This window comes from Quyinboa ferrireducens (assembly GCF_042436675.1).
Taxonomy (GTDB): Bacteria; Bacteroidota; Bacteroidia; order Bacteroidales; family UBA5342; genus JBHJHP01.
On the sequence record NZ_JBHMVA010000018.1, the window covers coordinates 51,433 to 74,237 of the forward strand.

Below are 22,805 nucleotides of genomic sequence, written 5' to 3' on the forward strand. Positions count from 1 at the left end.
TCATGAAATATCTGTTAACCTTTTATATCCTGCTTTTTCTGTCAATCTTAGGATCAACAGAGCATACCGTAGCACAAGCCCCCGAAAGAATGACCTATCAGGCCGTTATCAGAAATACCACCAATAAACTGGTGACCAACACCAGCATTGGGATTCAAATCAGCATTCTGCAGGGTTCAGTTTATGGACAGGCGGTCTATGTGGAACGGCATTTCCCTACGACTAATAGCAATGGTTTAATCACACTGGAAATCGGCGACGGCACTGTGGTAAAAGGCAGCATGTCTGAGATTGACTGGAGTGATGGCCCTTACTATCTGAAAACTGAAACAGACCTGAAGGGCGGAGCCAGTTATACCATTTCTGGAACCAGCCAGTTAATGAGTGTACCGTATGCATTGCACGCCAAAACTGCCGAGCGACTGCTTGGACAGGCATCAGAATCTGATCCGGTTTTCTCTTCCAGCGATGCAGCCCTGATCAATGAAAATGATGTTTCGAATATTAAAAACCTGAGCGGAACAAATACAGGAGATCAGGATATCAGTAACCTGGCAACTAAAACAGAACTTTCAGATTCAACACAAATGCTACTCGGTAATATCCCTGATGTGAGTGGATTTATTACTGCCGAATCAGACCCGGACTACCATGCCTGGGATAAAGACTATAATGACCTTATCAATACACCGGAATCGTGGGACAGCACATATGCAAGTATCAAAAATAAACCCAATCTGAGTATCTATGCCACAAAAAACATGTCAAACGGTCGAATCACAAATCTTGGAAATCCTGTTAATGATAAGGATGCTGTTAACAAAGCCTATGTGGATGCCATTTTAAAGCAGTTGAGTGACAAGGGATTGATTGTTTCCGATGTTGATGGAAATGTTTATTCCACTGTCAGGATCGGACCGCAAATATGGATGGCTGAAAACCTGAAAACAACAAAACTCAATGACGGTACAGAAATTACACAGGCGACAGATAATGCAGAATGGGGCGCATTGACCGGGCCTGGTTGTTGCTGGTATGACAATGATAAAAATACCAACGAACCTTTGTTTGGCCCACTTTACAATTGGTATACTGTTGAAAGTGGCAAAATATGTCCTGAAGGCTGGCATGTTCCTTCAGATGCTGAATGGACTACTTTGGCTACGTTTTTGGGAGGCGAATCAATAGCCGCCGGAAAATTGAAAGATGCCGGTACTTCACTTTGGATCGCACCAAATGCGGCAGCTACCAATGAATACGGTTTTTCAGTCCGTCCCGGAGGATACAGAAATTATACCGGAGCATTTGGCAGCATCAATTATTATGGATATTTGTGGAGCGCGACAGAAAACAATACCACAACAGCATGGTACCGAAGTCTGTACTACAATAGCGGGAACATGGTCAGAAACAGTATCGACAAAAAAACCGGTTATTCCATTCGATGTGTGAAAGATGAATAATCTTTTTCAGTTTTTTGATAGCCGGATCAATGGAATAAAATACATTTGTGTTTTAAAACCATCGTCATGAAAAACATCTTTACCTTTATATTGCTCATCCTCGGAATGTCAGCAGGTGCCACAACCTATTATGTTGATACAAACGGAACAGACTCCAATTCCGGAACATCAGTGGATTTACCGTTTAAAACTATTACCAAAGCATTGAACCAGGTTACTCCGGGAGATTCCATTCTTGTGCGAGGTGGCATACATAATTATTCATCGACCATTTACATCTCAAAAAGCGGAACAGAAAACGACACCTGTTATCTTTTTGCTTATCCGGGTGAACGACCGGTTCTGAATTTTTCGGGAACGGATTTCGGGAAAAGGGGCATCAGTCTGACCGGAAGCTACTGGTATATTAAAGGCTTTGATATTACAAAAGCCGGCGATAACGGGCTGAATATTTCGGGTGGGAGCCACAATACAATCGAATTCTGTTCATTCTCTGAAAATAAAGATACCGGCGCCCAGCTCGGTGGCGGAGCTCACGATAATACATTTATAAACTGCGATTCGTACTATAATGCCGATCCAACAGATTATGGTGATGCCGACGGATACGCGCCAAAGCTTGATGTGGGCAGCAATAATAAGTTTATCGGTTGCCGGGCATGGGGCAATTGCGATGACGGTTGGGATGGATACATGCGTGGCACCACCAACGTAACTACCATACTGGAAAATTGCTGGACCTGGGGAAATGGCTGGCTGAAAGACGGAACCAATCCCGGATCGCAGGCAAACGGAAACGGGTTTAAAATGGGTGGTGGCGATAACGGCAACAGTGCAATGCTGGAACACCATTTCTATCTGACCAATTGCATGGCATTTTATAACAAGGGCAAAGGATTTGATCAAAACAACAACGTTGGAACCATGTCTATGCTGAACTGTACGGCCTATCGTAATACTTCATCAAATTTTAAGTACTATAAAACCCTGGCCGCCGGCGAATCACTCATCATTAAAAACTGTATTTCCTACCAGGGCACTGTCGACATTCCCGATTTTGCTGTTCAGGCTACCAACAGCTGGCTGATGACCACACCATTTTCTGCAGACGATTTTGCCAGCATTGACACCACAGGTATTTCCGGACCGCGAAAAGCTGACGGGAGTCTGCCCGATGTATCATTTATGCATCTGGTATCGGGAAGTGTTTTCATTGATGCAGGAACGGATGTAGGTTTACCTTATAACGGATCAGCGCCCGATCTTGGGGCCTTCGAGTTTTCAGCAAATTCCGGTTTCCAACCCGCTCAGTTTGATGACGTAAAAACATTTTTCTCAAACGGAATTCTAAATATTCAGTTCTCAATCTCGATAAATGAACCGGTTAATGCATCCTTATATACCATCAGCGGACAGAAACTGTACTCTACCAGTTTGGATCAACAGGTAAATAAAATTACAGTTCCCGGATTACAACGCGGAATCTATCTGCTACAATTAGGACATGGTCGGATTAAAAAGACCTTGAAAGTTCTGAACTAATTTGTACGCTATCTGCAACTTCAAAACATATTACTGGTAAAAGCGTTTAAATATATATCTGTTTCGCATCGTGAAATAGAATCCGGTGCTTCAGATAAAGTGACCGGGATTTTAATGAGCATTAATCCTAGGTACTTTTAAGCGTTTTTAATTAGGATTGACATGCATATTCAGGAACTAACAATCTATACGTCACAACTTTCAGAACAAATTAGTTTTTATTCGAATATTCTGGGACTGAAAACAGTAAAAGAGAATCATGATAGTGTTTCTTATGGTATCGGACATTCCATTCTAACATTCCAACATGCACCGGAAACAACACCTTATCATTTTGCAATTAACATACCCTGTAATCAAATAGAAGAAGCACTTGTATGGGCAAAAAAGAATTTAGAAATTTTGCCCTTTGAAGGTTCTGAAATTCAGAATTTTAATTCCTGGAATGCCAGAGCGTTTTATTTTTATGACCGGGATAAAAACATTGTTGAACTGATTGCCAGACAAAATCTTCATAATGAATCAAATGATGTTTTTTCAGAACATTCGTTTCTGGAAATCTCAGAGATTGGTTTACCTGTAGATGATATTGCTCCGGTTTACAGGTATATCCATAGGTCTACCGGCCTGGATATTTACAGCGGCGATATAGACAGGTTTTGTGCCATAGGAAATGAACATGGGTTATTCGTCTGCATCAACAAACATAAAAAGGACTGGATACCCACCATGGAGAAGGCGTATTCTTCAGCATTTGAGTTACAGTTTGCACATAACAAAAAGGAATGGATAATAGAATTCAACGGACAAGAGCCGGAAATAAAATCTTTAAAATAGTTATATTCGGTTTTGTTTAAATTAAATCGCGATGATGAAATATCTGTATATAATTCTGCCTTTGTGCTTTGCATTCAACGGTTTTACAAGGGCACAAAAAACTGTTCAATTATTTAACGGAAGTAATTTAACCGGTTGGTATGCGTTTGAGCCGGAATCAGGAGTACATCAGGATGCTACAGAGCTTTTTAAAGTTGAGGATGGCATGATCAGGATGTACGGTGCCAAAGCCGGATACCTGATGTCGGATCAGTCTTTTCATGACTTTACCTTAACTGCTGAGTTCAGGTGGAATACAGATACAGCATTTACACGAAAAAATAATAAACTGAACAGTGGACTGATGTACCTTGTCCCGGAAACAACACCTGATACCCTTTGGCCTAAGGGAATTCAGTTTCAGATTAAAGAAGGAGCGACCGGGGATTTTATTCTCTTGCAGGATGTTACCCTTATAAACAAAGGAAGCCGGACAGAGCCGGGAAGAAGTGTGGTGGTTAAACGATTGACCGATGCAGCCAACCCCATCGGCGATTGGAACACACTGACCGTTACCTACCGCAACGGAACCATCAAACAGGAACTTAACGGTACACTGGTAAACGAGGGTACTGAACCTTCCGTAACAGAAGGCAGGATCTTACTGCAATATGAAGGTTTCCCCATTGATTTCAGAAAAGTTGACTTAACTGTCGATCAGGATCAAACCGTAAAATAACAGGCTAAAACAGATGAAACAGGATAAAATCATCCCCAGCCTTTGGTTCTGCACCCCGAATGGTAATTTAACCGAGGTAATAGACTATTATAAAACTGTTTTTGGTGAAGCTTTGCAGGAAGGCAGTATTATTCCTCTTGGTAAAACACCCAGTGGGAATGCTGAAATGTGTGAAATAACAATTTTTAGTCAAAAGTATTCAGTGATGAGTACAGAACAGGAACACCACTCCTTTAACGATGCCCTATCCCTTTCTATTAACTGTAAAGATCAGGACGAAATAGATAAATTCTGGAACTATTTCACGAAGGATGGTGAAGCATCGCAATGTGGTTGGTGCATCGACAAATACGGAGTTCGCTGGCAGGTGATACCTGAAAACCTGGGAGAACTGATGCAAAAACCTAATGCCTTTGACGTAATGATGCGACAGACCAAAATTGTGATTGATGAATATTTGCAGTAAGACTATAATTTGTGGCATTTATTTAAACCAAAAATTACTTTCAGGAGTTATTCATAATAAAGTAAAAAACTCCGGACGTGCCTTTCTTTTTTAGAACGGCAGATATTCCACCATTATTAAACAAAAGAACTCAACTTGCTTCGGTATCATTCACCAATAGTTAAATGGTTTTTACTACAAACTGACATTAAAAGAGAAAATATTATGTCTTACAAAGTTGATTTTACCAATGTATCTACAACAGGTTTGGAGTCTTCACCTGTAGCTGAGGCTCTGGCAGGGTTAAGAGCTAATGAAGCCCGTTACTTCATGAACAAATATAACCATGAATTTACTGTTGAACCTGTGGACGAAAGCAACGAAACACTTGCTTATGTGAACCGGGTCCTGAAAGAAGAACGTGATATTAAGTTTGCAGCCAAACCATTGGAGACGTCACAGTTCCAGGTGGAAAACATTAAGTTTTCTTACATCTTTTATGAAGATGGCCTATCGGTTAACGTGATGTATACCATTGATAATCCCAAAAAAAGGGCTGTTGGTTTTAAACTTTCTGAAGGCATGGAAATTCCCAAAGAACTGGAACCAAAATTTAAATTTGCCCGCCAGAAGTCGAAGCTGGCAGGTACTATACGTGGATCATTTTTTGTAATAAAAGGGGAATATTAACCTTCGAATAGCAAAAAATTCCCGTTTTTTACGGTTTTACCGCAGCAATGTAAGCAGACCTCATTACTTCTGCTTCAGTTCCATTCTGGCCTTATGTAATTCCGTGTTTATTTTTGTATAGCGGTCCAGTGAGTTTTTCTTATGCTGTTCGTATTCCTCCATCAACTCCTGGTATTCCGTTTTGGTTTTTACTGTAACTGCATTACTGCGTTTAAACATCAAAAACATAATGCCGGCAAAAACAAGAACAGCTATTATAATAGCGTAAAGCGTTATAGAGTAAGCACTTTTATCAACTTGCATTCCGAGCACAGGAATAGAGTTTTGTCGTTTGATGCTTTCATCAAGCTTTGCCTGTAGCTCGTCCGTTCTGCTTTTATTGGTTTTGAGATCATTTTGCAAGGAAAGAATCTGATTTTCACTTTTAATTATCACTTTCTCTAAATTACTAATAGTGTCCTTAATTGCTCCATAAAACTGATCTAACTGATCAGGCGTCATAAAATATTGCAGGTTCCAGTAATTCAGGTTCTTCTTGAACACATCATATTGCTGTTCAAGATTTGGCTCTTCCTTCCATGCATTAACGTCTTTTGCGAGAGTAGAAACAGTTACGGATATCAATAAAAATAAAACTAATGTAAATCTTGTCATAACTTTAAATTTCAAACATTCATCAAACGAACAAAAATTTTAAATATTGCTTTTTTATAATCTGTAATTTCTAATAAGTAAAGACAACTAAATACGCCACTAACACGTAAACTAACATAAATTATTTGTGATAAAATGCCTTTCTGTTTTTTCTGCCCTCACCAACACTATTTAATTACCTCTGTGGTTATATCAAGTATCGGTTTTCGACTACAATTTACATAATTTTAAAACCATAATTACAATTAAAGTCAAAATGAATGAAACTAACCTCATAAATCAAACGAAAAACCGGTCCTGAATATATCATACAATATGATCATAAACAGTGAATAAGGAACGATTAATATTGAATTTCCAATAACTATCCTGAATTCAAAATGGCAGACTGACGTTTGAGATAACTTAATGAGGCTGTCCAAAAAGACAAATAAAAATATTTTTAACTTATAAATTGTAAGCAATCTTTATTTTACCCCTCCAAACCTCTCCGTCAGCTGACGGGAGGCTTTAAGTCCCCTTCAGGGGATTTAGGGGTAATTTTGTAAAAACTACTTACAATCCGTAAGTAAAGATAATTCTGATATCGTTTTTTGGACAGTCTCATGCATGGATGAATATCAACAATATATGCAACAAAGAACATTGGTGAATCTTTACCTTTTCACCAACTATTATGGTGTATATAATTATTTCAATTTTCGTGATTAGCTAATAATTCTATATATTTAACCGCTAATAATTTAACCTCCACAACAATAGTGAATACATTTGAAAAAACTCTCAAAGACAGTTCTTTGTTACTTATGGCCTTTGTTACATTGAACCACCTTCTGGTATTATTTTCTTTTGCCACCGTAAAGGGATTGCTGCCTTATACATTTCCATTGTCATTTATTCTGCCAGCACTCCTGTTGTTTTTGATTGGTAAGCACAAAAGTCTCAAACAAAACATTTCAATCTTTGCAGTTAGTCTTGCAGTCATAGTTTTCTCCCTGTTAATTGCATCATTTTATTTCGACCTGTCCTGGGACGGTCAATGGTATCATCAGTCCGCCATCTATCACATGGTCAGTGACTGGAATCCTTTAAAAGATCCTATCCGTGATTTTGAAATACACAACAGTTCTTCCATTTGCCATTTCCCGAAAGGATCGTGGTATTTTGCAGCATCTGTGTACAGTTTTACAGGCAATTTTGAAGCTGGAAAAGGTCTGAACATTATTGTCCCATTTATTGCCCTCTTTTATATTTTTGCGTCTCTTCGGGAACTGAAATTGTCCTTTAGCAAATCCCTTGTGATTTCTGTAATAGTTATACTGAATCCTGTTGTTTGGTGCGAAATCACATCTTACCTTGTTGATGGTCTGCTAATTTTGTACATCAGTATTTATTTAACAGCAGCAATGCTTTGGATAAAACAGCGGGATAATAAGAGTATGCTGATGGCAGCCATGGCAATTTCTGCACTGGTGAATGTAAAATTTACCGGATTGGTTTTCTTCTGTGCCCTGGCATTCTTCCTGTTTATTTATCTTTTACTGGTGAACCGGAAGCACTGGTTCAAATTTGCATATCTGCATGCCGTTATACTTGCCGGATCATTACTTATTGCAGGATACAATCCGTATATAACAAATTATGTTGAACGAAATCATCCGCTCTACCCTATTATGGGAACAGAAGAATATCCCAGTGTTTTTGAGGCAACAGGGGAAGATTCTAACGAATTGCTTGAAACACCGCATAACATGATGGGGAAGAACCTGATACACAGAATGTTTTACGCCACCTTTGGAAGACCTGATAATGCACCCTATTACAAGAAGAAAGATGCCAGCCTGATGTGGCCGTTTATGTCGAACACATCTGACTGGGAAGCCTACTACTTTCATGAGGTCAGGGTCAGCGGTTTTGGTCCCTACTTCAGTGCAACCATCATTCTGGCTCTCGTGTTGTCAGTTACTTTATTGATCAGGGATAAAACAAACAGGTTAAAACTGCTTATGGCAGCACTTGCAGTTCTTTCTACGTTGATGTTCAGCAGACATTTATGGTGGCCAAGATTTGGACCACAAATGTGGCTGCTTCCTCTGATCCCATTAATATTTTCCTTTTTCAGCGGTAACAGGAGTAAAACAAAATATCTAAGCTATTCTGTCGCAGCTTTGCTATTGATTAACGGGATAATAGTAATGTGGGTGCACATGGGATGGGAAACCCGTTCCTCCGTCACACTCCGAAAACAATTGACCGAATTAAAAACTAATAATACATCCATTGAAATTAACTATGGATGGTTTGGAAAAGCTATTGAAGAGCGTCTGGATTTTTGGCAGATAAATTATGAATCCATTCCAAGAAAAGAAATTAAAAATAGTACCCATAAAAAAATGGTCAGTGTGGTGAACGGTTATCCTAATGTAGTTTTATACAGGGATAAGGAAAATGAAACAACTGCTGTAATAAACTGAATTAAAATGTTCTCCTTTTTATTAACACACAAACAATGGACTATATAATTCTAATAATACTTATTGCCGCTTTTTTGCTTTTTGTTATTGTCAGATTGCTGTTCAATAAAAAAGCTATCGTAAAACGAAAATTGAAAAAAGCGGTTGCAAAACCAATCCTTAACTTTAATACGGGTGATATTGCCAAAATTAACGGTAAAATAGAAATTGCAGAAGAACCACTTCATGCACCGTTATCCGGAAGAAAATGTGCGTATTACTTCACACACGTGGAGCAAAAGGTCTCTTCAGGTAAAAGTACGCACTGGCGCACGTTGATAAAGGAAGAAAGATCGTGCAAATATGTGATCCGTGCCGGATATAAATGTGCATATGTGGATGAAACCAACCTTAAAAGTTATATCGTTCAGGACCGGAAATACAGATCCGGATTCAGAAATGATGCAACACCTGAGCTGGAACGGTTTCTGAATACACATGGTTACAAAAGTGAAGGACTATTGGGGATGAATAAGACCATACGATACAAGGAAGGTATTCTGGAGGAAGGTGAAGAAGTTGCTGTGGCAGGAAGGGGTGAATGGAAGTTCTCTAATCTGGTTGGCCTTCCCGATATTTATGACAGGGTACTCGTCTTTAGTTCCATAAAAGGTCATCCGGTGTACTTAAGCGATGATCCTGATACCTTAATATCTCAGAAAAGCAGAAGTTAAAACAATTCATTCAAATGTTAATTTAACAACAATTTATCATGCAAATGTCTGCCAAACGCATAATAAATCCTAAATCAATATTTTAACATATAAAAATATTTACATTTTTAAGACAAAAGTATATGTTATTTAAAATTTATTATTACTTTAGCATTAATTTTGATCTTTAATTAACATTTAGATAACACTCCTGGATAAAAACTAATACAAATGAATACCTGATGGCACGACATTTAAACATTATAAAGACACATTTTGTGGTCATTTATACTTTTATGTCTGTTCTAATAATAGCACAACCACAAGATAATTTACCTCAATTCAGATTTAATTCTGTGACTGTGGATAATGGTCTTTCCATAAACCGAACCAACGAAACAACAAAGGATACTAAAGGCTTTATATGGATCGCAACTTCGGACGGTATATGTAGATTTGATGGATTAACCACTAAAAATTTTTATGCCCAGGGATCCGGAGTAGTTGATGAATCGGATCAAAGTTTCACTACTATCCACACTGATCATTCCGGCAATTTGTTGGCAGGCTCATATCACTTATACAAATTTGACTATGATTCAGAGAAGCTGGAACGGGTATTTGATGAAGACAACAGAAATCAACCAATAAGAATACGTTCAATTGTAGATGATGGAATGAATGGGATCTGGATTGGGGCCAGGAACGGGATCTTCCATATGGATTCAGCACTTAATATTGTACATTTACCGCCTGACAAAAATAACCTCCAATACGAAATCTGGGATCTGCTTGTCACTAAAAATAAGGTTTGGATAGGATCAAGAAAATATGGCTTGCTGGTTTTCAGTTTTAAGGACAGTACATATACTAATTTAAATCTTAAAGATGAAACAGGACACCCCGTTCATGATATCATGTGCCTTTTTAAAGACAATGAAACGATATGGGTAGGTACCAAGAACTCTGGTTTATTCAAAATTGATGAAAACACTCACACGGTTTTATCCAATGAATTTCCCGACAATTCCGTTCACAGAATCAGGGATATAACGCGTGATCATAAAAACGACATATGGCTTGGAACCCTGGACGGACTCTATTTGTACAAACCAAAAACGAATAACTATTTCAGATATGCCTACACCTACCATCCGGTTTCAAGTATCACTTATAATTCAATCTTCAATGTTTTTATAGATGATGATGACATTATGTGGTTAAGTACATTTTCCGGTGGTGTTAACTATACAGATCTAAATTTTAAACCAATAGGCTCAGTCACAGGAAAAGAAAATAATGATGCGTCCCTGAGTTCTCCCATTGTTTCTTGTTTTACTAGTGACAAGTATAATAATGTATATGTAGGTACGGATCATGGTGGACTGAATTACTGGAACAGGAAGACAGGAAAATTCATTTATTATCCGCATGCACCAGGTTATATTAGCGGAACTAATATTAAATGTATCACTTCTGATCCCAGTGGGAAAATATGGATCGGAACATATGAAGGAGGAATCAGTTGTCTTAATCCAATTACAAAAAAATTCAAATATTATACCTCAGAACGAAAATTAAAAGGAGCACTGCAAAGCGACAATATATATACGCTGGCATTTGATAAACAGAATAATCTATGGATCTCCGGAGACCAGGGCGTTGACCTGCTTGATCTTAAAACGGATTCCATTCATCACAAATATACAAACTCTAATAAAAGTGCATTTTGCATTGACACAAAAAGTAATACCATCTGGTATGGAAACGGTGATGTCGGACTGTTATACTTTGATTGGCAAAAAGATACATTTGTTAATTATCTCAATCGCGATAAACTGTATAGTACACACACCATGTTTGTAGATTCGGAAAGCAACTTGTGGATTGGTGGAAAAAACGGAATAATGGTTATTGTGCTGGAAACCGGAAAAATAGTTAACTATACAACAAATGATGGCCTATCTAGCAACGTTGTCAACAGTATTCTCGAAGATAATAAAAAAAATATATGGGTATCCACCTCGTATGGATTAATGAAACTCGTTGACGCAGCCAGCTCTCCTGAACGTTTCGATATAAATATTTATACCGAAAAAGACGGTTTACAAAGCAATCAGTTCGAACCCAATTCGGCTTATAAAAGTAAACAGGGAGAACTCTTTTTTGGCGGTATAAATGGGTTCAACTTCTTTTACCCGGATAAAATAAAACAGAATCCATTTCCTCCTGAAATGGTTATCACCGATCTGAAAATTTTCAATAAACCGGTATTGATAAATCAAAAAATAAACGGCCAGATAGTGTTGGATAAAAGTATCAGTGAAAAAACAAGTCTGGTACTAAATAAAAAACAAAAAATATTCACGCTGGAATTTATGGCTCTGCATTATTCCAACCCCGAAAGCAATAAATATAAATACATGCTGTATCCGTTCGAAAAAGAATGGAACTACGCCAAATATCCAAGAAATTTTGCAACCTATTCGTCTCTGCCACCAGGAAACTATGTTTTTAAACTCCAGGGAGCCAATAATGACGGAAAATGGCAAAGTGAAGTTATGGAACTAAACATACGAATAAAACCACCCTTTTGGATTACATGGTGGTTCATTACGCTTACCGCTATATTATTGATACTCTTATTCATAGTTACTTTTAATTTACGAATCAGACAAATTAAAAAGCAAAAAGAGAAACTGGAAAATCTGGTTGAACAAAGGACAATAGTTCTTGAACAAAAAACCCTTGAACTGGAAAACCTTAATAAACTGAAAGACAAGCTCTTTTCTATAATTGCACACGATTTAAAATCACCATTCCAGTCAATTCTTGGCTTTTCTGATCTTCTCCACAATGAATATGATGAATACGATGAAGAAAGCCGTGCCCAATACATTGGTCTTATAAATGAATCTGCCCATAGCTATTATGAACTGTTGGATGGTTTATTATCGTGGTCGAGAACGCAGATGGGGACGATACAATATACGCCTAAGGCACTGGAAGTGTCATCTATCATAGAAAAAACAGTAGATTTACTGCAGCACAAAATACAAAGGAAACAGATAAAACTGGTGAATAAGATCAATAACAGCGTGTGTGTGTTTGCAGATGACCAAATGGTAAACTCGGTGATTCAAAACCTGATTGGAAATGCTATAAAATTCACCAAATTACAAGGACAAATTACACTGAACTCTGTACAGGAAGGAGATGTTATAACCTTTTCTGTTGAAGACAATGGCATAGGAATGACACCAAAACAAAAGAACAACCTGTTTAGCATTGGCAATACAAATTCAGAGCCAGGAACAATGGGAGAACCCGGAACGGGTCTTGGGCTCTTGATTTGCAAGGAATTTATAGAAAAGAACAAAGGTAAAATCTGGGTTAAAAGCGAAAAAGGGAAAGGCTCAACCTTCTTTTTTACTCTCCCATCCACCAAATAAGATTCCGAAATTTGTTTTCTATTTTTAATGATTGCCAATAATTCATATTTTTGCCAATATGAACCAAAAGTAAATCACAACATGAAACACTTCTTTTTGATATCTCTTTGCATACTCTCATTAACGTCACTGTCCTGTTCAACTGAAAAAGAAACTGATGTTTTTCCTGATGGATCAAAAATACCAGCATGGTTCTCTGATTTTACAAAGGTAAAACCTGAAGATCTTGGAAAAGGGTACAACATAATGGATTATGGCGCTGTGAACGACAGTACAATCCTGCAGACGGAGGTCATTCAAAAAGTCATTGATACGGCCAGCAGTCAGGGCGGCGGAGCTATTATAATACCTAAAGGTGTATTTTTGAGTGGTGCCTTATTTTTTAAACCCAATACACATTTATATGTATCGGAAGATGCCGTTTTAAAAGGTTCAGACAATATTGAAAATTACCCGTTTATACCCTCCCGTATGGAAGGTCAGAGCCTGGATTATTTTGCAGCACTTGTCAATGCTTACGGAGTGGACGGATTTACAATTTCGGGTGGAGGAACCATCAACGGGAACGGACTTAAATACTGGGAAGCTTTCTGGCAAAGAAGAAAAGAAAACCCGAAATGTACAAACCTGGAAGTTTCGAGGCCACGTCTTGTTTTCATCAGAAATTCAGATAATGTCCAGGTCCAGGATGTAAATCTGATCAACTCAGGCTTCTGGAGCAGTCACTATTATAAATGTAATAATGTTAAGATACTGAACCTAAGGATTACGTCACCACACAAACCTGTAAAGGCTCCAAGTACCGACGCCATAGACCTTGATGTGTGTTCGAATGTACTGATAAAAGGATGTTACATGGCTGTAAATGATGATGCAATTGCGCTGAAAGGTGGCAAAGGCCCGTGGGCAGATCAGGATACAACAAACGGTGAAAATACAAATATCATCATAGAAGATTGTGAATTCGGTTTTTGCCACTCTGCTTTAACATGTGGAAGTGAATCCATTCATGACAAGAATATTTTAATGCGCAACTGTCATGTGAATGAAGCCAAACGTTTACTCTGGCTAAAAATGCGCCCGGATACACCTCAGAAATATGAGTATATAACTGTGGAAGACATCACGGGACAGGCTTACAGCATGATTTATGTAAAACCATGGACACAGTTCTTTGACCTTAAAGGCCGGGAGGATGTTCCGATTTCATACTCTGATCACATTACGATGCGTAACATCACTTTGACCTGTGACAAATTCTTTGATGTGGCAATAACAGAACACGACAGACTCTCGGATTTCACTTTTGAAAACCTTGCGATAGAGGCTAAAAATGCAACATTCAACCATGAGTTTGTACAAAACTTCACGTTAAAAAATGTTGTGGTTAATGGTAAAGATCTGTCAAACGACTAGAAGGATTATTTTCTTTTAATAACTGTTTGTTACTGACATGTACATCGTGTCAGCAACAAACAGAATCTATCTTTAGTAATTATATCTATCGGGTTACAACAGTTGCTCCTCCTTTTCAAAACCTGAAACACCGGCGGACACCACAAATTTCATAACCTGAGCCGGGTTGGCTTTTAAGGGTTTAATGTTTTTTACCGGAACGATAAACAGTTCGCCGGAAAAATTATAGGAATGCGGGAAATAAACCGCCACCTTGTCTTTAACTTCGAGCAACGACAAATCCTTTTCGGTTAAGAAGCCTACTTTTTCCAGTTGAGCCTCTTCATTAACCAAAACCAAAACCGGATTACTAAACTTCTTCTGTTTGCCGACGAATGCCGACAACAGGTCATTGAAAGCTGAATATATAATCTTTAGTAGCGGAACTTTTTCAAACAGCTTACCGGCAAGCATTTTTACCGGACTGGCAATAATGGTCTGACCCAAAAAACCGACAAGAACAAGCAAAATGACAATAATAACAATTCCCAGTCCCGGAATGTAAAAACCAATATCGGTCAACAAGCTCTCCAAAAGTCCGTCAAAGAATGTAAAGATAACCCACAAAATATAAATTGTAATTGCAAGGGGTGCTATAAACAGTACACCCTGAACCAAATAACCAGCAAGCTTTTTCATATCCGTATATTTTACTTTTTCCAAAGATAAGGAATTGAAGATTTACTTATATTTTTAAGAAAAGATGAATTTTTATATCGGGTTTTTCCTGACTGTTTATAAATAACGTCAAAACATCAACATTCCCTAACATTTTTTTAACATCATATAAAATCATTTTGTATCTTGTGGACGCAATTTAAATCATTCAACAAAATGGATAAAAGAGATATCAGAAGATTACACTCAGCATCAGTTTTTGAAATTGATGAATTAAGAAAGGTCCTTGAAGACAACAATATAAGCACATTGGTGCGCGATCAGTTTCAGGAAAGCATACGTGCAGGTTTTGCAGATGGGAATCCGGGACTAGTGGATATCTACGTACTTGATGAGGATTTTGAGGATGCTGTAAAGCTGCTTGCAGAGTTTAAAAAATAGTTGGCATCATCTTTGTTAAGAGAAAACAAAATACAATAATTATGAAAAAGTTTACATTTAATTTATCATTCCTGTTCATTGTTACACTTATCGTTGTTTCGTGTTCAACCGGTAAAAAGGCGTTGGAACATGGCGATTATTACAGTGCAAGCTTACAGGCCATCAACAGACTTAGATCCAAGCCTGATTCTAAGAATGCAAGGATGACCCTGGAACAAAGTTATCCGTATGCTCTTGATTTCTATAAAAATCAGATTGATGCGGCCATGCGAACCGAGGATCCACTGAAATACAGCAAAATTGTAGATTATTACGGCAGGATGAATCACCTGGCAGATGAAATTGACCGCTGTCCTGCAGCTAAAAATATAATTCCAACCCCAAGGCGGTATTATTCGGAAATTGCTGAAGCCAAAAAGCTGGGTGCCGAAGAACGGTATCAGCTGGGAATGACAGCACTTGGTATTGGTACACGACAAGCTGCAAAAGAAGCCTATTATCATTTTGTGGAATGTAATAAGCTTATTCCCGGTTTTAAAGATGTGAATGATAAGCTGGATGAATCCAAATACATGGCAACCCTGAAAGTATTACTGGAGCAGATTCCGGTTCCTGGGTCACTCAATGAAGTAAGTTCTGAATTCTTTTACAACCAGGTGATGGAACATCTTAAAAAATCTTACACTACAGAGTTTGTCAGGTTTATGTCGCCACAGGAACTGGATGCAGAAGATGCACAGCCGGATCAATACCTTCGTATGAAGTTTGAGGAATTTGTAATGGGACAGGTTTACGATAAGGAAAAAGTGGAAGATGTTTCAAAAGACAGTGTGGTTGTTGGTCAGGTTACTTTGGAAGATGGTACCAAGCTGGATGCCTATAACACGGTAAAAGCCAAGCTTACAACCTTCCACCGCGAACTGAGTTCACATGGTGTTCTGGATGTCATTCTTGTGGATACCTATAACAACCAGGTGATCGCACAACGTAAATTCCCGGGTGATTATGTGTGGGCTACAGAATGGGGGTCATTCTCAGGCGATGAAAGAGCTTTATCGGCAAAACAACTGGCACTGACCAAACAAAAACCGGTACCTCCACCTGCTCCACAACAGTTGTTTATTGAATTTACCAAGCCAATATACAACCAGGTAACGACTTTTCTTGCCAACTACTTTAAGCAACAATAATAGTTATATTATAAATTATTCAATGGCGCAGACTGGTATCTGCGCCATTTTTTTGACTTATAAATTTTCAAACTGCTTGTAAGCTCCTGTCAGTAATATTAAGGATTTCTTCCTTTAAGAATTTATGGCTCCCCTCCCCTTTCGTCTATTCTATTACTTTTTTATGTATTTTAGTCTCACCAAAATGAGAAGAACCTGTATCTCCTGGATACACTCTGACATAAACTGTGATATGAAATTATCATTACACAACTTAAAAAAAGCAGATAAAATCAGGTTTTAACTCCTCAATTGAATACAAAAAACGATAGAGATTTGGTGACAATAGAAAAAATAACCGAAAACAAAAAACAGTTCCTTGATTTATTGTTGCTGGCAGACGAACAGGAAAATATGATTGACAGGTATTTAACGAGAGGAGATTTGTTTGCTTTATACAACGATGATTTAAAAAGTGTTTGCGTTGTAGTGCAGATAAATAGTGATACTTGTGAGTTAAAAAACATTGCAACATACGATAGATATCAAGGTAAAGGATACGGTAGAACATTGATAAATTTCATTTCTGATTTTTATAAAAACGACTATAAAATAATGCTTGTGGGAACTGGTGAAACACCCGCAATTCTGTCCTTTTATGAAAGTTGTGGGTTTGAAATATCACATCGGGTAACGAATTTTTTTACAGACAATTATGACCATCCTATTTTCGAGGGAGAAATACAACTTATTGATATGATTTATCTTAAAAAGAATTTATGAATGGTATAATAATACGAGAAATCGGAGAAAATGAAATTCATAAACTCGAGGATATGCTATATGAGTCAGTTTATCAGCCGGATAAAAATAATCCAGTTCCAAGAGATGTCATAAGAGTTCCACGAGTCTATGCCTATATTGATGACTTTGGAAAGTCGAAGGATGATTATTGTTTTGTTGCAGACTTAAATGGGCGGATTATTGGAGCCGTTTGGGTCAGGATCATTGCAGGAAAAATAAAAGGCTATGGAAACGTTGACAACCAAACCCCGGAGTTTGCAATTTCATTATTTGAGGAATATCGCAATCAAGGTATTGGAACAAGGTTGATGAACAAGATGATTAATCACTTACAAAGATGCGGATACAAGCAAACTTCATTAAGCGTACAAAAAGAAAATTATGCAGTCAAACTTTACAAAAAAGTTGGATTTGAAATTATTGATGAAAACGATGAAGATTATATAATGTTATTGAAATTGAAATTGAACTAAAACAAACACAAACACTACCTCTAATACTCAGTCACACTGCATGGCAGTACTTTTAAATAAAATATTACAACATTTGCGGGATGTCTCTTTTGTCCTGACAGTTCCTTTCCCGTCGGAAAGAAACTGCCACGACACCATACCGTGGGAACGTTGCCTGCAATAGTGAAAAAAGAAAATTCTATTTAAAATAATCCATATTTGATTTTGAGAAAGTAAACTAATAAGTTAACTTTGTTTAATGATTAGAAAGATAATTGCATACAAGGACTACTTTGTCACTTTCTATAAAAGTCAGGATTCAAAGGTTCAAGAGAAAATTGAATATATACTTGACCTGGTTAGATTTGAAAGACAAGTTCCCAAGAAATTTTACAAGTTACTTGAAAATACTGATGGAATTTGGGAAGTTAGAGTAATTACGACTTTTAAGAGTATTAGGATTTTATGCTTTCAAGATAAAGGAGACCTAGTAGTACTGACAAATTGCTTTCTAAAAAAGAGTCAGAAAACTCCCAAAAAGGAGATTAAAATGGCTGAGAAATTAAAAAAAGAGTACTTAACAGAAAAATATGGAGGATCTTCAAAATGAAAAGCTTAACTGATTTCGAAGACTTATTAAAAGAAAAATACGGAGAAAAAGGGACTCCAGAGAGAGATAAATATGATTCTGATTCACTAGCTTTCAGATTAGGAGTTATGCTTAAAGAAGCCAGGAAAGAAGCACAAGTTACTCAGGAAGAACTAGCTGAAAGAACTGGAACAAAAAAGAGCTATATTTCAAGAATTGAGAGAGGACAAAGTGATATACAAATCTCGACCTATTACAAATTAATTGAACTTGGATTAGGAAAACATTTGAATATTTCAATTGGATAAAAAACTACTGCAGCAACACGTGGTCATAGTGCATGCGGTTTGGTTTTTATCTGCAAACCCACATTCCGTATACCGTCGTTTTCGGTTTGACAGTCTCCACTTCGTTGGACAGTCAACCTCACGACACCATACCGCGGGACCGTTAGCGTCAATCATTAAGGATATTACATATATATTAATAACTAAACATGAAAAGGACGAATAAAATTCAATCAATACTCTTATTGAATCTTTGGACTTTTCAACAAACTAACTTTGGGCTTTACAGCAAACCATTTTGTTTTTTATATGCTGATCTTTGTATTAGAATATAATAGTAAAAAACAAAACATGATGTGGACATTCACCAGGTAAAGTAACAGATAACAGGGGAAATACCAGCCGGTAATATTTTGTATATTGCATTGCGGTTTCACCGTATATGCGTAGTCTGGATTGACTTCGACGAAAGTTGTTTCCCGCCTGATTCCTTTTGTCGGGAAGTTGGTGGACAAACAATCACCTGCAATCCGCTACAACAACATAAATTTACCGTTAGCATTCATCACAACTGAGCGCAGTAAATATGAAAAAACTGACAATTCTATTTTTTTGCATTCTTTCTTTTCCTGTTTTAGGACAGGTTGAGTACGCCTATTATTCAAAGGCAGAAGTCAAACAAGACTTAAATTTTGCTTATGAAAAGCTCACGAATATTCATCCTCTATTTTTAGATGATAATAAATTAAGTCTTTATAAAAATCAATTTTCAAAAATTGAAAACTCTGTAAAAGACAGTATGACTCAAAATGAGTTATATTTACTCTTAGCACCTTTGTTTGCATCGTTAAATGATGGGCATACCGGCATTATTATTCCAATGGAACAACGTAAAGCATACTCAGCTGCCGGTGGAAAATCATTCCCTTTTTTCGTGGATATTATCAATGATTCTGTTTATGTATCCTTTTTTTGCGGAAACGACACCTCCCTGTTTCAAAATGGAGAACAGATTCTTGAAATCAACGGAATAAATGCCACCGAAATGGTTCGAAATATGGAACCACTATTTTCGGGAAACCTACAAAAAGTTAAACAACGGGAAATAGCCCAAAATTTCAGATTCTTAATCTGGATGCTGTATGGGTTTGAAGATAACTACGTGTTATCAATAAAAGATAATCAAAATAACATTAAAAAGTTGACTGTTACAGGCGTTACGAGTACTGATTTTATGAAAAACATAAAACACATGCCTAAAACAAAGCAAGTATACTATGATTTGCAAATAAATCAAAGCACAGAAACGGCTGTTTTGAAAATAAAATCCTTTGCAGATTTGAATGGATTTTGTGCATTCGCCGATAGTGCTTTTATGATAATAAAGGAATACAAAATTCAAAATTTAGTAATTGACATTCGGAATAACGGAGGAGGACGCAGCGTTGTTGTAGATTCTTTAATGAATTACCTGACAGATAAAAACTATGCTCAATATAAAAAGATTAAAGTCCGCATCAGCCCTGAATTAAAAGAACATTACAAAGTAAGATACCCCGACAGATCAGACTGGATAAACAAGTATGGGATCAATGAATTTATTATTCTTGACCACAACGAACAAAAGCCAGATATCAACAACCAACATTTTGACGGCAAACTGTTTTTACTGACGAATAATTTAACGTTTAGTGCTGCTGCCACATTTGCAGGAGTATTTAAAAATTTGGAAATGGGGACAATTATTGGAGAAGAAACAGGAGGCACAATATCATACTTCGGAGACTTTTGGTTTTTAAGTACACCTCATAGCAAGATTACATTTTATGTGTCTCCCAAACAATTTATTCAATATGGCGGACAAGATTATAACAAAGGTGTGATTCCGGATTGTATCGTTGCTGACACAGATAATGCAATCATCAACTACATAAACAACTTGATTGAAAAAGATTACAAATAACCAATGCTGACATATTATATTGCATAGCTTTCATTGGTATGCGAAGTTCGGATTTCCGTCTGATTGTATTAGTCCATGGGCACCCAGATAATCACTTACAATCTGCTAGCACAACAAATAATTTACTGTTGAGCACAAACCGAAGAGATCGTGCAATAAAAAAACTAAGTCTAAATATCTGACACGAAGCTATCCCCTGATGATTTGGTTTTCAATTGGAGTTGATAACACAATGGATGTTGTTGGAGTTCCAAATTCGATGAAGCCATTTACTAACTGTTCAAGATGCTTTGGTTCCTTAATAGCTACTTTTATAACCATGCTATCACTGCCTGTAATGCGATTACATTCAAGCACTTCCGGGATTGATTTTAAATGATTTAAAAATCTGTCAAGGTTACCGGGAAGAAATTTGAAATTTACTATGGCGGTCAGCGAATAACCTATTTTTCTTAAATCAATTTTTGCACAATAACCTTTTATGATGCCGTTTTCTTCAAGTTTTAGGATTCTTTCAGCGACGGCAGGACCGGTCAGACCGATTTTGTCCCCGATTTCTTTATAGGAAACCCTTGCATTTTTCTGTAACTCAATAAGTATCTTCCAGCTTAGGTTATCCAATATTTTAGATTCGTTAGCCATTACTTGGATAAAATTTTATTCTTAAAGCAAAATAGTCTTTATTCTAATTTATCGCAAGTAAAAATAAATATTTCCAAATTAATTTTAGGCTACTGTTTGACTTAAAATTATTAATATGGATTTATTCGATAAAAGAGACCTAACAAACACACCACTTGGACAACATCAAAAACTTGCCGGATACTTCGTATTTCCTGAGCTTGAAGGTGACATCAACCCCAGAATGAAATTTAATGGCAAAGAAGTTCTGGTTTGGAGTATCAACAATTATCTTGGAATGGCAAATCATCCCAAAATAAGAAAAGTGGATATTGAGGCTACAAGAGATTTTGGACTGGCCTATCCAATGGGTTCAAGACTATTGACAGGACAAACAGGTTTTCATAAAAAACTTGAAGATGAATTAGCGGAATTTACCCAAAAAGAGGAATCGTATTTATTAAATTATGGTTATCAGGGAATGTTATCTCTGATTGATTCACTTGTAGACAGAAGTGATGTAATTGTCTATGATTCAGAGGCACATGCATGTATTTTTGATGGCATAAGGCTCCATATTGGCAAACGTTTTGTTTTTCATCACAACGACATGAACGATTTGGAGAAACAATTGAACAGGGCTGATAACATTGTTAAAAAAACGCAAGGAAGTATACTTGTAATAACGGAAGGTGTTTTTGGTATGTCAGGTGATTTAGGAAAGCTTGACGAAATTATAAAACTAAAATCCAGATTTGAGTTTCGATTATTAGTTGACGATGCGCATGGCTTTGGTACAATGGGAAAAACCGGAGCAGGAACGGGAGAACATTTCGGAGTACAGGAAAGTGTCGATTTATATTTTTCAACCTTTGCGAAATCAATGGCAGGGATAGGTGCTTTTGTCTCAGGCGAAAAGCGCATAATAGAATATTTACGGTATACCATGCGCTCCCAGATTTTTGCCAAAGCTTTGCCTGTGCCATTGGTAATTGGCGGATTGGAGAGGCTACATGTATTAAAATCGGAATCAGGGCTGAGAGAAAAATTATGGAGAAATGTTGATAAATTACAATCGGGACTAAAAAAAGCAGGATTTGACTTAGGAAAGACGGAATCTCCTGTAACTCCGGTTTATTTGCATGGTTCAACCGAAGAAGCCATTAAATTGAATATGGATTTAAGAGAGAATTTTTCGATTTTTTGCTCGCTTGTTATTTATCCGGTCGTTCCCAAAGGAATAGTCATGATCCGTATTATTCCGACGGCTCAGCATACAGACAACGATGTGGATTACACAATTGACGCATTTAAAGAAATATCGAATAATCTTAAGTCAGGAAAATATCAGTAACATCATTCAAGTAAGTGAATGGTATTTTTGTATATTTATAACCTGAAGAAAAAGGCAAGTGCCAGTCATTGTAAACCATGTGCTC

21 protein-coding genes are annotated in these 22,805 nt (G+C 37.2%); 18 read left to right on the forward strand and 3 right to left on the reverse strand.

All coding sequences use genetic code 11. The features are described from left to right. The first annotated feature begins 2 nt into the window (after positions 1 to 2). From ACE01N_RS18555 to ACE01N_RS18580, 6 genes are all read left to right on the forward strand, one after another. Positions 3 to 1,463, forward strand: coding sequence for a fibrobacter succinogenes major paralogous domain-containing protein (locus ACE01N_RS18555; protein ID WP_380592210.1), 1,461 nt, complete (start codon positions 3 to 5; stop codon positions 1,461 to 1,463). 66 nt (positions 1,464 to 1,529) lie between these two features. Further along, positions 1,530 to 3,005, forward strand: a complete 1,476-nt coding sequence (locus ACE01N_RS18560; RefSeq protein WP_380592212.1) for a right-handed parallel beta-helix repeat-containing protein — start codon at positions 1,530 to 1,532, stop codon at positions 3,003 to 3,005. 162 nt (positions 3,006 to 3,167) lie between these two features. Continuing rightward, complete coding sequence (locus ACE01N_RS18565; RefSeq protein WP_380592214.1) at positions 3,168 to 3,842, forward strand: VOC family protein; 675 nt, start codon at positions 3,168 to 3,170, stop codon at positions 3,840 to 3,842. A 31-nt stretch (positions 3,843 to 3,873) separates the two neighbouring features. Beyond that, a complete protein-coding gene (locus ACE01N_RS18570; RefSeq protein WP_380592216.1) occupies positions 3,874 to 4,560 on the forward strand; it encodes a 3-keto-disaccharide hydrolase in 687 nt (228 codons plus the stop codon). Between the two features lie 13 nt (positions 4,561 to 4,573). Next, positions 4,574 to 5,026 (forward strand): VOC family protein, encoded by a 453-nt coding sequence (locus ACE01N_RS18575; protein ID WP_380592218.1) that lies wholly within the window; start codon positions 4,574 to 4,576, stop codon positions 5,024 to 5,026. 204 nt (positions 5,027 to 5,230) lie between these two features. Next, positions 5,231 to 5,695, forward strand: coding sequence for a phage tail protein (locus ACE01N_RS18580; RefSeq protein ID WP_380592220.1), 465 nt, complete (start codon positions 5,231 to 5,233; stop codon positions 5,693 to 5,695). Between the two features lie 63 nt (positions 5,696 to 5,758). On the opposite strand, the gene ACE01N_RS18585 is transcribed toward ACE01N_RS18580, so the two are convergent. Continuing rightward, a complete protein-coding gene (locus tag ACE01N_RS18585; protein WP_380592221.1) occupies positions 5,759 to 6,349 on the reverse strand; it encodes a hypothetical protein in 591 nt (196 codons plus the stop codon). A 761-nt stretch (positions 6,350 to 7,110) separates the two neighbouring features. On the opposite strand from ACE01N_RS18585, the gene ACE01N_RS18590 reads away from it, so the two are divergent. The 4 genes from ACE01N_RS18590 (at position 7,111) to ACE01N_RS18605 (ending at position 14,383) form a co-directional block, all read left to right on the forward strand. Further along, entirely contained in the window at positions 7,111 to 8,823 is a 1,713-nt protein-coding gene (locus tag ACE01N_RS18590) for a hypothetical protein (RefSeq protein ID WP_380592223.1), read from the forward strand. Positions 8,824 to 8,858: 35 nt separating this feature from the next. Then, entirely contained in the window at positions 8,859 to 9,536 is a 678-nt protein-coding gene (locus tag ACE01N_RS18595; protein ID WP_380592228.1) for a hypothetical protein, read from the forward strand. 221 nt (positions 9,537 to 9,757) lie between these two features. Beyond that, positions 9,758 to 12,967: a ligand-binding sensor domain-containing protein gene (locus ACE01N_RS18600; protein WP_380592230.1), complete on the forward strand. Its 3,210-nt coding sequence runs from the start codon at positions 9,758 to 9,760 to the stop codon at positions 12,965 to 12,967. 81 nt (positions 12,968 to 13,048) lie between these two features. Next, positions 13,049 to 14,383: a rhamnogalacturonidase gene (locus ACE01N_RS18605; protein WP_380592232.1), complete on the forward strand. Its 1,335-nt coding sequence runs from the start codon at positions 13,049 to 13,051 to the stop codon at positions 14,381 to 14,383. 93 nt (positions 14,384 to 14,476) lie between these two features. Here the strand turns inward: ACE01N_RS18605 and ACE01N_RS18610 are convergent, their stop codons facing one another. After that, positions 14,477 to 15,061 (reverse strand): DUF502 domain-containing protein, encoded by a 585-nt coding sequence (locus ACE01N_RS18610; RefSeq protein ID WP_380592234.1) that lies wholly within the window; start codon positions 15,059 to 15,061, stop codon positions 14,477 to 14,479. 195 nt (positions 15,062 to 15,256) lie between these two features. Here ACE01N_RS18610 and ACE01N_RS18615 point away from each other — a divergent pair, with 195 nt between their 5' ends. From ACE01N_RS18615 to ACE01N_RS18645, 7 genes are all read left to right on the forward strand, one after another. Beyond that, positions 15,257 to 15,481, forward strand: coding sequence for a putative signal transducing protein (locus tag ACE01N_RS18615; RefSeq protein WP_380592236.1), 225 nt, complete (start codon positions 15,257 to 15,259; stop codon positions 15,479 to 15,481). Between the two features lie 41 nt (positions 15,482 to 15,522). Then, entirely contained in the window at positions 15,523 to 16,671 is a 1,149-nt protein-coding gene (locus tag ACE01N_RS18620) for a hypothetical protein (RefSeq protein ID WP_380592238.1), read from the forward strand. A 318-nt stretch (positions 16,672 to 16,989) separates the two neighbouring features. Continuing rightward, the gene (locus ACE01N_RS18625) at positions 16,990 to 17,433 is read left to right on the forward strand and encodes a GNAT family N-acetyltransferase (protein WP_380592262.1); all 444 of its coding nucleotides are present in this window, start codon (positions 16,990 to 16,992) and stop codon (positions 17,431 to 17,433) included. Continuing rightward, entirely contained in the window at positions 17,430 to 17,927 is a 498-nt protein-coding gene (locus ACE01N_RS18630) for a GNAT family N-acetyltransferase (RefSeq protein ID WP_380592240.1), read from the forward strand. Before ACE01N_RS18625 ends, ACE01N_RS18630 begins: the two co-directional genes overlap by 4 nt. Before the next feature lie 238 nt (positions 17,928 to 18,165). Beyond that, on the forward strand, positions 18,166 to 18,516 hold the full coding sequence (locus ACE01N_RS18635; RefSeq protein WP_380592242.1) for a type II toxin-antitoxin system RelE/ParE family toxin: 351 nt from the start codon (positions 18,166 to 18,168) through the stop codon (positions 18,514 to 18,516). After that, complete coding sequence (locus tag ACE01N_RS18640; protein WP_380592244.1) at positions 18,513 to 18,803, forward strand: helix-turn-helix domain-containing protein; 291 nt, start codon at positions 18,513 to 18,515, stop codon at positions 18,801 to 18,803. The genes ACE01N_RS18635 and ACE01N_RS18640 overlap by 4 nt, the downstream gene beginning before the upstream one ends. A gap of 565 nt (positions 18,804 to 19,368) precedes the next feature. After that, the gene (locus tag ACE01N_RS18645; protein WP_380592246.1) at positions 19,369 to 20,745 is read left to right on the forward strand and encodes a S41 family peptidase; all 1,377 of its coding nucleotides are present in this window, start codon (positions 19,369 to 19,371) and stop codon (positions 20,743 to 20,745) included. Positions 20,746 to 20,934: 189 nt separating this feature from the next. Here ACE01N_RS18645 and ACE01N_RS18650 read toward each other — a convergent pair whose 3' ends face one another. Next, positions 20,935 to 21,387: an Lrp/AsnC family transcriptional regulator gene (locus ACE01N_RS18650; protein ID WP_380592248.1), complete on the reverse strand. Its 453-nt coding sequence runs from the start codon at positions 21,385 to 21,387 to the stop codon at positions 20,935 to 20,937. A gap of 115 nt (positions 21,388 to 21,502) precedes the next feature. On the opposite strand from ACE01N_RS18650, the gene ACE01N_RS18655 reads away from it, so the two are divergent. Beyond that, positions 21,503 to 22,720, forward strand: coding sequence for an aminotransferase class I/II-fold pyridoxal phosphate-dependent enzyme (locus tag ACE01N_RS18655; protein WP_380592250.1), 1,218 nt, complete (start codon positions 21,503 to 21,505; stop codon positions 22,718 to 22,720). Positions 22,721 to 22,805 lie beyond the last annotated feature (85 nt).

Bases quoted from the DNA above. Each gene is read 5' to 3' on its own strand.
- ACE01N_RS18635 (WP_380592242.1), top strand. From the start codon at position 18,166: ATGATTAGAAAGATAATTGCATACAAGGACTACTTTGTCACTTTCTAT.
- ACE01N_RS18600 (WP_380592230.1), top strand. From the start codon at position 9,758: ATGGCACGACATTTAAACATTATAAAGACACATTTTGTGGTCATTTAT.
- ACE01N_RS18610 (WP_380592234.1), bottom strand. From the start codon at position 15,061: ATGAAAAAGCTTGCTGGTTATTTGGTTCAGGGTGTACTGTTTATAGCA.
- ACE01N_RS18640 (WP_380592244.1), top strand. From the start codon at position 18,513: ATGAAAAGCTTAACTGATTTCGAAGACTTATTAAAAGAAAAATACGGA.
- ACE01N_RS18565 (WP_380592214.1), top strand. From the start codon at position 3,168: ATGCATATTCAGGAACTAACAATCTATACGTCACAACTTTCAGAACAA.
- ACE01N_RS18630 (WP_380592240.1), top strand. From the start codon at position 17,430: ATGAATGGTATAATAATACGAGAAATCGGAGAAAATGAAATTCATAAA.
- ACE01N_RS18560 (WP_380592212.1), top strand. From the start codon at position 1,530: ATGAAAAACATCTTTACCTTTATATTGCTCATCCTCGGAATGTCAGCA.
- ACE01N_RS18615 (WP_380592236.1), top strand. From the start codon at position 15,257: ATGGATAAAAGAGATATCAGAAGATTACACTCAGCATCAGTTTTTGAA.
- ACE01N_RS18585 (WP_380592221.1), bottom strand. From the start codon at position 6,349: ATGACAAGATTTACATTAGTTTTATTTTTATTGATATCCGTAACTGTT.
- ACE01N_RS18655 (WP_380592250.1), top strand. From the start codon at position 21,503: ATGGATTTATTCGATAAAAGAGACCTAACAAACACACCACTTGGACAA.
- ACE01N_RS18575 (WP_380592218.1), top strand. From the start codon at position 4,574: ATGAAACAGGATAAAATCATCCCCAGCCTTTGGTTCTGCACCCCGAAT.
- ACE01N_RS18580 (WP_380592220.1), top strand. From the start codon at position 5,231: ATGTCTTACAAAGTTGATTTTACCAATGTATCTACAACAGGTTTGGAG.
- ACE01N_RS18595 (WP_380592228.1), top strand. From the start codon at position 8,859: ATGGACTATATAATTCTAATAATACTTATTGCCGCTTTTTTGCTTTTT.
- ACE01N_RS18620 (WP_380592238.1), top strand. From the start codon at position 15,523: ATGAAAAAGTTTACATTTAATTTATCATTCCTGTTCATTGTTACACTT.
- ACE01N_RS18555 (WP_380592210.1), top strand. From the start codon at position 3: ATGAAATATCTGTTAACCTTTTATATCCTGCTTTTTCTGTCAATCTTA.
- ACE01N_RS18650 (WP_380592248.1), bottom strand. From the start codon at position 21,387: ATGGCTAACGAATCTAAAATATTGGATAACCTAAGCTGGAAGATACTT.
- ACE01N_RS18605 (WP_380592232.1), top strand. From the start codon at position 13,049: ATGAAACACTTCTTTTTGATATCTCTTTGCATACTCTCATTAACGTCA.
- ACE01N_RS18570 (WP_380592216.1), top strand. From the start codon at position 3,874: ATGATGAAATATCTGTATATAATTCTGCCTTTGTGCTTTGCATTCAAC.
- ACE01N_RS18645 (WP_380592246.1), top strand. From the start codon at position 19,369: ATGAAAAAACTGACAATTCTATTTTTTTGCATTCTTTCTTTTCCTGTT.